Raw genomic sequence first — 8094 nt, 5'->3', positions numbered from 1 at the left:
CTCGCTTGGTGGCCTTTTTGTCTAGTTGGGGGACTCGTCCCCCAACTAGACAAAAAGGATATTTATTCTCCCACAAACATTTTACTCATACAATGAAGGGACCCTTAAATCAATAAAAAAAGAGCATATGATTGCCATTCTTAAATAAATATTAGTTCTGATTTTCTTCCTAATCATGCTAAGAAATGCACATAGGAATGTGGTCTGTGCATAAGTTGTTCGAAAGAGCCGAATTCTACTATATTCCCGTCTATCAAAAAAGAGTTGGCTATAAGGGGGGAAAGGCTTATCTATCTTTGATATGGTTACATTCGTTCCAAAAGAAGAACGTGGCAATGATATCGAGATGGATGTCAAAAGCAAAGCTGAATTAGAAGCACTATTAGCTGGTGAAGAGGGAGATAACTTTCCAAAACGTCGCGGGATTGATTTTTATCATCGCTACAAAGAAGACATCGCTCTTTTTGCAGAGATGGGCTTTAAAACTTTCCGTATGTCTATTTCTTAGCCACGTATTTTTCCGAATGGGGACGACTTAGAACCAAATGAAGAGGGCTTAGCCTTTTATGATAAAGTATTTGACGAGTTAGCTAAATATGGAATTGAGCCATTAGTGACGCTATCACATTATGAAATTCCATTGAATCTTGTGCAAAAATACAATGGATGGCTGGATCGTCGTTTAGTAGACTTCTTTGTTCATTATGCAGAGACTGTCTTTAACCGCTATAAAGATAAGGTGAAATATTGGTTAACGTTTAATGAAATTAATATCTCAACTCTTTCTCCTTACATTGGAAGTGGTATTTTAATTTATGAGGTAGAAAATAAGGAACAAGCCATTTATCAAGCTCTTCATCATCAATTTGTAGCGAGTTCAAGAGCGGTAAAAGCATGTCATGAGATTATTTCAAATGCCCAGATTGGTTGTATGCTAGCACGAATGGAAGTCTATCCCGAAACATGTAATCCAGATGATGTATTAGCAGCCTTGGAAGAGGATCAGAAGAATTTATTTTTCACAGATGTTCAAGTGCGCGGATACTATCCAAGCTTTATGCTAAGCTACTTTGAGAAAAATGATATTCAGATTGATATGCTGCCAGGAGATGAGGAACTGCTTTTACAACATACAGTAGACTTCCTATCATTTAGCTACTACATGTCAATGGTTGCGAGTGGAGCACCAGATAAGTTAAAGGAAAAAGGGAACTTCTTCTCTGGAATTAAAAACCCGTATTTAGAATCATCTGATTGGGGATGGCAGATTGACCCGAAAGGATTACGCATCACGTTAAAGAAAATGTATGATCGCTATCAAGTGCCATTATTTATCGTGGAAAATGGATTAGGAGCATATGATGAGGTGGAAGACGATGGCTCTATTAATGATGATTATCGCATTGCCTATATGCCAGCGCATATTGAGCAGATGAAAGAGGCAATCAAAGATGGAGTTGATTTAATCGGCTACACAAGCTGGGGATGCATCGACCTAATTTCTGCTGGTACCTCTGAAATGTCTAAACGATACGGATTTATCTATGTAGACCAAGATGATTATGGTAATGGGACATTAAAAAGAACAAAGAAAAAATCGTTTGACTGGTACAAACAGGTGATTTCTACTAACGGCCAAGCGTTATAGAATTTGAAATTAAAAATAGTGCTTCTTTCTTTTATGAAGGAGTACTATTTTTTATTTTTTGGAAAAAATAATTGATTTTTTAGAATTAATAAACAAATCATAATATATTGATATAATAAAAAGAGTGTGCTAAAATGTTCCAGTCAAGCATCTTTGTGAGTGATTCTTTAGAACATTTTTCAGCGGAAGATGAATAATATTCTAAGTTTTCTATTAATACAAAACAATCTAAGAAATGATATGATTCTATCTTTTATTTAAGTATCTACATAGGTTACATAAGTAATAACATTTTTTAGAATAATAATTATATTATATGTATATAAGGAGAGGTTTTAAATGAGATATCTTTCTCTATTTATGGTAGCGTTCTTATTCTTACTTGCAGGATGTGGAAATGCAGCAGATGAGAAAAAGGAAGAAGTAGTAAAAGAAGAAAGTAATGCAAACGAAGAAACAAAAGCTAAAGAATTAACAGAAGAAGATAAGAAATATATTAGCTTATTAGAAAAAGGCGACTATCAAACCATTATTGATGAAACAATTGGCTTTGCTAGTGATGCACAAGTGAACTTTTATTTCCTAGCAAATGCTTTCAAAGCTGTTCCAGATTATTCATTAAGTCAAACCTATTTGAATAAATCAAAATATATCCCAGCTGAAATTGAAGATGAAGTAAATAAGTTAAAAGAAGAGATAGATGCTAACATCGAAAAAGAGGGAGCTTAAGCTCTTTAATCTGATGCTTGACCGAATACAAAGATTTAATGAAGAGCCTTGTTAGAAGTATTCTGGCAAGGTTTTTCGTATTTTTGAAAATGGTAAAATCGAGGTACTGAAATCAATCAATTCTTTTCAAACGGAAAAAAGGATGACGAGAAAGAAATCAACTAAAATGTAGTTGATTTGTTTCTTGTCATCCTTCATATGTTTTGTAAAAATCAATTGCCTTTTGGATATAGGGCTGTTCTTCTGGTGGCACTTCTTCTTCATGGTAAATGGCGGAAACAGGACATACTGCTTCACATGCACCACAATCAATACAAATATCTGGGTCAATATAAAATTGATCTTCTCCCTTTGCAATACAATCTACAGGACAAACATCTACACAATCGCCTGCTTTTTCATGCATACATGGTGAAGTTATAACGAATGGCATGGAATTTCCCCTCTCTCCATTTATAAATATTATTAAGATCTTATGCTGAGTAGTACTTCATTCATTCGATTTATATTTTCTCGGATCTTTACGGCACTTAAGTAATCAATCTTATCATGATAGCTTTCGGGCTGTTCCCTTTGCTCATCAATGGACATATGTTGATATTCATCAATGCCCCCCGTTGATGCTTGATAATCCTCCATTAAACTTGCTTCTAATTGTTGGACTAGATTGTTTATTCTATCCAAGCTTTGTGTCATGGAAATCGCAGTGTTGATGATTTCTTCGTCTGATTGTGTCAGATTTTCCATTCGGTTATTCTGTTCTTGTAAATCATTTTTTACTTGCTGAAGCATCGTATCTTTGTCTGCATCTACTTTCATATGATCAAGGATTTGTAACGTGTCGCCCATCAATATTTGCAACCTTTTTGAGGCGTTTTCCATAGAGATCCCACCTTTAAGCATTGTATCTATAAAATGTACATAAAATTAGCATAATATACATGTTCTTAGGAGTGCTCTCGATATTTTCTAGGCGAAAAGCGAGTGATCTTTTTCAAATTACGATGAAAAGATCGCAAATTATTGTACCCACAGTTCCATGCAATTTCGCCAATTGGCTGTTGACTATTCTCTAACTGATAACAAGCCTGTGAAGATAATGTTTGAATGTAGCCATTCGTAATGATAAAAAAGCTAGGAAGTCAGACTTGCTAGCTTTTTCTGTATTCCGTACTCAGTCAATGATTTCCAATCCTAATAGAGCGGAAAATTGAATAGCTTGATAAGTAGAAACCTTACAGCCACGTAAATCTGATGGAGATACTACGAGTGATTGGAAAGTGGATGTGCTTATGTCGACTCCATTAAGAGAGGTTCTTTCAAAATTCGCCCCGTCCATCATGCATGCTTTAAACTCAACCTTTTTAAAGATACAGTCGTAATAATCAGATGATTCTATTGATGAATCTTGAAACTGAACTTTTTCTAATTTAGAACTACCGAATGCTGCTAAATTCAGTAAAGAATCCATAAATTGAACATTTCCAAACCGAGAATCTGTAAAATCGACACCTAATAATTTGCAATTGCGGAATGTACACTTGTGTATAGAAGAAATGTTCATTTTCGCATTAGAAAAATCACAGTTTTCAAATGCAACATCTGTCATTTCAATACCAGAAAAATCAGTGTTGATAAATTTGCAATTTTTCAGCACCATTTTAGATAATCGCACTTTATTTAATACTTCATCATTAAAAATCGAATGCTGAATCTGGCACATTTCTAGCTCTAGATCTTCCTCATATAATATGTCGTGAAAATTCTTTGAAGGTAATTCAGTTGGAATTTTTGGTGTTTCTATTTTCATATAATTACCCCTCCCCATTTAGATTCCTGTGTGATAACTATATGAAAAGATGGATTTAATTTAAAGACTGTATTTTTTTGGGGATTTATGTACAAGTATAACGTCGCTAGAGGGGGTGAGGATATAATCGGAAGTAGAAATGGACTATTTTAGCTTTATTTATTCTTAAGAGAGAAAGGAAATGATCTAAAAAACGCAGATATGATCCAAACAGCCAAAAATAGGAATTAATGCAAAATATACTTTCAAAAAAGCTCTCCGTAATGGGAGAGCTTTACAAAAAATTTTCATCCCGAAATAGCCACTGAAAAGAACGCAACAATACCTAATATAGTTAAAAGTTGGAAAACAATCCCGATTACACTACATATTAAACCAGCTGTTGCAAAACCTCTCCCAATTTCATTCGTTTTGTTGATTTCATTAACTGCTTTTCTCCAATAGACGATGCTAATTATTCCTAAGATAAGACCAATGAAGGGAATGAATAACGATAAAATACCGAACGTTAACGAAATGACTGAACTAGTATTTGTTCGATTATTCATGGCATGCTCACACTCCTTTTTATCTATTACTTGTTTAATTATTCTTAACTGACATTTTCCATGCAAAGGAAAGCGTATGTTTCATGCTTATGTAAAGTAATACGAATAACTGCAAATAATGTTTCAGGAGTTCTTTCTACAATGGTTCACATAACTTGGATTATTCAAGGAAAACTAGTCAATGGAGGTGAATAAGTATGTCAAACAGAAAAGCAGATCCATCAACAATTGGTTTAGGATCCACTCAACCGGAAGGACAAGGGACAACTACAAAGGAAACGGGAAGAGCAAAGGCAGATTCTTCTCGAAAAAAACAAAAGAAGTCTTCATGATTAGTAACGAGAGCAAACAGGTGGAAGCAATTCCACCTGTTTTTTGTATTTTCGTTTAGATGTTAGTTAGAGTTTAGTATTGGCACGGTTTATGTCTATCGCTAATTGAAAATTGATGCAGGATTGAGCTGTATGATTGAAAGGCAGGTGGATATGATCCGAAAATTACATAAATGATCCAAAGAGAGGTGGATATGATCCAAAAGCGAAATAAATGATCCGAAGGGAGGAAGATATGATCCGAAAATTACATAAATGATCCAAAGGCAGGTGGATATGATCCAAAAACGAAATAAATGATCCGAAGGGAGGCAGATATGATCCGAAAATTACATAAATAATCCAAAGGCAGGTGGATATGATCCAAAACCAATAAATGATCCAAAACCAAGCAGATATGATCCAAAAACCAAATAAATGGTCCAAAGGAAGGCGGATATGATCCAAAAACAAAATAAATGATCCAAAGGAAAGTGGATATGATCCAAAACCAATAAATAATCCAAAGAGAGGTGGATATGATCCAAAAACAAAATAAATGATCCAAAACCAAGCAGATATGATCCAAAAACCAAATATATAACCCAAACACACCAACCACCATCTATAAAAAACAAAGTCCTATTTTGCTCACAAATACTAATATTTTTCAAGACAAGAATTCATGTGATATCGTGATAGAATTAAAAAATCTGTGTGTAGAGATATTGGTATAGTTTAACTGGCCAAAAATATATGTCGCATGATACGTCTGCCATCTGAAATATTAATTATTTTCGGAGGGTAAAAATATGTATAAGGAAGATAGACTGCCTCAAAATCCAAAAGAAGGCATCATATTTATGTTAATTATTTCAATTATTTCAGTTAACACTATTGCACCGGTTATTATGGGGCTTCAATTAGGTTTTAGTAAGGAAAATTACTTGGAAACCTTGAAGGTCATTCCGTTTATGTGGATTATCGTTATGCTGTTAGTAAGATTTGTTGCGGGGCCAATAGTTGGAAAAGTGATGCCAAAATTCGTTGGAAAAACAGATGGATTTAATGCAAGAGTGTTATTAAACATTGTAATGAATGTTACGGTTTTATCCATTCTTCTTACCATTATCGGTAATTGGGTTGGTACTAAACAAATAAGCCTTGAACCTTTTCAGAATTTCTTTCACAATTGGTTTAGGGACTTTGGGGTAGCATTTTGGATTGAGTTATTATTGCACAGCCAATAGCTAGATTTGCGATGAAAAATTACATGCAAAGCAGGCACAGAAAGCAGAGCTTGTTAATCCTTCTTAAATTCTTACAGCCGGTCGGTTTTAATAAAAACCAATCGGCTTTTTATATGTAAACTAATTGCTTAAGTAGGGTATGGTTTCTTACTTCTAAGAGAAAATATATAGATAGGTTATCATGGTTGACACATACTATTCTGATGTTATATAATTATCTCGAATTCAAGATAATTGAAAGGGAGATTATCATGGATAATAAAGAATTATTAACATATGATGAAGATTTATCTTTAAAGGTATTTGTCGTTTTATCGAGAGCTTTGCAATCGATTAAGAAACGAGTAGAAGAAGATATAAAATGTCTTGGATTAAATCCTACAGAGTTTTCTGTTCTTGAATTAATTTACAGCAAAGGAGATCAGCCTATTCAAAAGATTGGTGAGAAGGTACTGATTGCAAGTAGTAGTATTACTTATGTTGTTGATAAATTAGAGAATAAAAAATTAATAAGAAGAAAGCCATGTCCTAAAGATCGCCGAATAACATATGCCGTTATTACCGAAGAAGGAACGGAACTGATGGACAAAGTCTTTCCAAAGCATAAGGCAGCAATGAGAGAGATATGTGGCGGACTGGAAATTAAAGAAAAAGAATTGCTGATTGAACAGCTAAAAAAATTAGGCATCCACGCGCAAAGCCTGTAATTTTTTTAAACTAATATCTCGAATTAATAATACTTTAATTCATTATATTTTATAAAAATGCACAAATGATTTTTCATCTATTATCTAATATTAAGAATAAAGCAGAATAAATAAAAGAATGGGAGTGAATGGAAATGACGAAAAAAACAAGTGGAATTCACCATATTACAGCAATCGTAGGCCATCCACAAGAAAATGTCGATTTTTATGCAGGAGTACTGGGCTTACGTTTAGTAAAACAAACCGTAAACTTTGATGACCCAGGAACCTATCATTTATATTTTGGAGATGAAGGAGGAAACCCTGGAACGATAATTACTTTCTTCCCATGGGTTGGTGCACACCAAGGTGTAATTGGAGATGGCCAAGTTGGAGTAACCTCTTATGTTGTTCCAAAAGGCGCACTTCCATTTTGGGAAAATCGATTAGAAAAGTTTGCTATTCCTTTTACCAAAACAGAGCGTTTCGGAGAAGAATATTTAGCGTTTACGGATCCTCATGGATTATTGCTAGAAATTGTGGGAAGAGAAGAAGGGAAAAACAATAGCTGGCAGTTTGGCGAGATAATGCCTGAGTATGCAATTAAAGGGTTTGGCGGTGCTACACTTTTATCCAAGCAACCAGATAAGACAGCGGAAGTTTTAGAAAAGGTAATGGGATTTGAAAAGGTTGGAGAAGAAGGAGAATATATTAGATTTCGTTCTTTCAGCGATATTGGAAATGTGATTGATCTTAAAATAACAGCAGGTAGAAGTGGCTCGATGGGTGTTGGAACCGTGCACCATATTGCCTTTAGAGCAGTGGATGATGAGGATCAATTAGATTGGCAAAAACATGTTTCGGCAAATGGATATCAAGTTACACCAGTTCAAGACCGAAATTATTTTAATGCAATCTATTTAAGAGAGCATGGGGAAATTCTTTTTGAAATTGCAACAGACCCTCCAGGATTTGCAATTGATGAATCTCAAGAAACAATGGGAGAAAATTTAATGTTGCCAAGTCAATATGAGCAATATAGAGAACAGTTAGAACGAAGATTAATACCAGTTGAAGTAAGAATTCTCGATTAACTTTGTAAAGGATGATTC

At 34.4% G+C, this 8094-nt stretch carries 10 protein-coding genes and 1 pseudogene; 6 read left to right on the top strand and 5 right to left on the bottom strand.

From position 1 onward, the window contains the following. Positions 1-277: 277 nt before the first annotated feature. Together ACTNDN_RS20615 and ACTNDN_RS20610 are read left to right on the top strand one after the other, a co-directional pair. Positions 278-1648: pseudogene (locus tag ACTNDN_RS20615) on the top strand (glycoside hydrolase family 1 protein); the annotation flags it as partial. Between the two features lie 339 nt (positions 1649-1987). Further along, positions 1988-2377, top strand: coding sequence for a hypothetical protein (locus tag ACTNDN_RS20610; protein ID WP_031537934.1), 390 nt, complete (start codon positions 1988-1990; stop codon positions 2375-2377). Positions 2378-2564: 187 nt separating this feature from the next. Here ACTNDN_RS20610 and ACTNDN_RS20605 read toward each other — a convergent pair whose 3' ends face one another. The 5 genes from ACTNDN_RS20605 to ACTNDN_RS20585 all read right to left on the bottom strand — a co-directional run bounded on the left by ACTNDN_RS20605 (position 2565) and on the right by ACTNDN_RS20585 (position 4735). Beyond that, positions 2565-2810, bottom strand: a complete 246-nt coding sequence (locus ACTNDN_RS20605) for an indolepyruvate ferredoxin oxidoreductase subunit alpha (RefSeq protein ID WP_031537933.1) — start codon at positions 2808-2810, stop codon at positions 2565-2567. Positions 2811-2842: 32 nt separating this feature from the next. Beyond that, positions 2843-3259 (bottom strand): hypothetical protein, encoded by a 417-nt coding sequence (locus tag ACTNDN_RS20600; protein ID WP_251629874.1) that lies wholly within the window; start codon positions 3257-3259, stop codon positions 2843-2845. A 65-nt stretch (positions 3260-3324) separates the two neighbouring features. Next, positions 3325-3486, bottom strand: coding sequence for a helix-turn-helix domain-containing protein (locus ACTNDN_RS20595; protein WP_081836649.1), 162 nt, complete (start codon positions 3484-3486; stop codon positions 3325-3327). Between the two features lie 65 nt (positions 3487-3551). Then, positions 3552-4187, bottom strand: coding sequence for a pentapeptide repeat-containing protein (locus ACTNDN_RS20590; RefSeq protein WP_251629875.1), 636 nt, complete (start codon positions 4185-4187; stop codon positions 3552-3554). A gap of 287 nt (positions 4188-4474) precedes the next feature. Further along, positions 4475-4735, bottom strand: a complete 261-nt coding sequence (locus tag ACTNDN_RS20585; protein WP_031537930.1) for a DUF4190 domain-containing protein — start codon at positions 4733-4735, stop codon at positions 4475-4477. 197 nt (positions 4736-4932) lie between these two features. Here ACTNDN_RS20585 and ACTNDN_RS20580 point away from each other — a divergent pair, with 197 nt between their 5' ends. From ACTNDN_RS20580 to ACTNDN_RS20565, 4 genes are all read left to right on the top strand, one after another. Then, positions 4933-5067, top strand: coding sequence for a YuzL family protein (locus tag ACTNDN_RS20580; protein ID WP_109769024.1), 135 nt, complete (start codon positions 4933-4935; stop codon positions 5065-5067). A 791-nt stretch (positions 5068-5858) separates the two neighbouring features. Beyond that, a complete protein-coding gene (locus ACTNDN_RS20575; protein ID WP_311298645.1) occupies positions 5859-6296 on the top strand; it encodes a hypothetical protein in 438 nt (145 codons plus the stop codon). A gap of 251 nt (positions 6297-6547) precedes the next feature. Continuing rightward, positions 6548-7003 (top strand): MarR family winged helix-turn-helix transcriptional regulator, encoded by a 456-nt coding sequence (locus ACTNDN_RS20570; protein ID WP_251629878.1) that lies wholly within the window; start codon positions 6548-6550, stop codon positions 7001-7003. A gap of 134 nt (positions 7004-7137) precedes the next feature. Continuing rightward, positions 7138-8076 carry a ring-cleaving dioxygenase gene (locus tag ACTNDN_RS20565; RefSeq protein ID WP_441132002.1) on the top strand — a complete coding sequence of 313 codons (939 nt, stop codon included), beginning with the start codon at positions 7138-7140 and terminating at the stop codon, positions 8074-8076. Positions 8077-8094: the final 18 nt, after the last annotated feature.

The organism is Niallia sp. HCP3S3_B10, assembly GCF_052064465.1.
Classification (GTDB): Bacteria; Bacillota; Bacilli; order Bacillales; family Cytobacillaceae; genus Niallia; species Niallia hominis.
This window is presented reverse-complemented; position numbering and strand designations above follow the sequence as displayed.